Raw genomic sequence first — 952 nt, forward strand, 5'->3', positions numbered from 1 at the left:
GCGTTATGTGTATTTAAGGAATAATTAGATTATGAGTGACGGTATAGTAGGGAATGCGAAGTTTCGATGTTCCAATTGTGATTCAGAACATGAGTTAAATGAAGAAGATATCTATTTTGAAGCTACTGGTGGTTCAAGTCGAGAGATGGGTGATGAAACAGAATACAGTGCTTTAATTTCTGAGCAATGTAGCGAATGTGGCGCACTGTATGAAATTGGAATGAAAGTTTGGGAGTATCCAACAGGGATTATCAATTATTCCGACGAAGAGGCTAATGGGGTCGAAGATCTTAATGTTAACTACGAGATTTATCATAAACCGCCAGAGCCTGAGCGTGATAGCTCAAGGGTTATGGGAGCTGCCGCAGGAGGCGCAATATTTGGTGCATCTATTGGTGGTCCGTTCGGTGCACTTATTGGTGGAATAATTGGTGGGATAATTGGAGATTCGGTCGCAAAAGGAGATAAAAATGGATAAAGCTATTTATATCCCTTCAGCGATATTGGGGGGGATTTTCATTCTTATCTATGCATATAGGTGTCATGTAACTAAACGAGAATTTAATCAAGCTGTTATGGTTAATGCCTTTTTACAGTCGAGTGGTATTGTTTGTGGCCTATTATTAGTTTTAGGCACATTTAATGATGAAGCTAAAAAATTACTAAATGAGATTGATTTATATATTTTAATTGCAGGGTTTGCTGTCACAACGGCATCAATAAAAGGTATATATAAAGATATATTTTTGTCTACAGTAGTTAAGCCTAATGAGCCTAGATCTTCAGCTAAGCGCCAAGAAGAAGTTAAATCGTAAACGTAATGAGTATACACATAACAAATGCATCAACACGATTTATTACACTCGGCGTTCTGGGTTTGCCTTGGGTTTTGTGATTAAGGCAGTAAAATTCAAGTTGTTTGGCATAGTAATAAACGTGTTATGCAAGCGTT

2 protein-coding genes are annotated in these 952 nt (G+C 37.5%); both read left to right on the forward strand.

Annotation, left to right across the window (positions count from 1 at the left end; genetic code table 11):
• Positions 1-31: 31 nt before the first annotated feature.
• Positions 32-478, forward strand: a complete 447-nt coding sequence (locus HC728_RS19655; RefSeq protein ID WP_065593616.1) for a hypothetical protein — start codon at positions 32-34, stop codon at positions 476-478.
• The gene (locus HC728_RS19660) at positions 471-815 is read left to right on the forward strand and encodes a threonyl-tRNA synthetase (protein WP_065593617.1); all 345 of its coding nucleotides are present in this window, start codon (positions 471-473) and stop codon (positions 813-815) included. The genes HC728_RS19655 and HC728_RS19660 overlap by 8 nt, the downstream gene beginning before the upstream one ends.
• Positions 816-952: the final 137 nt, after the last annotated feature.

This window comes from Aliivibrio sp. S10_S31 (genome assembly GCF_014694495.1).
Lineage (GTDB): Bacteria > Pseudomonadota > Gammaproteobacteria > Enterobacterales > Vibrionaceae > Aliivibrio > Aliivibrio fischeri.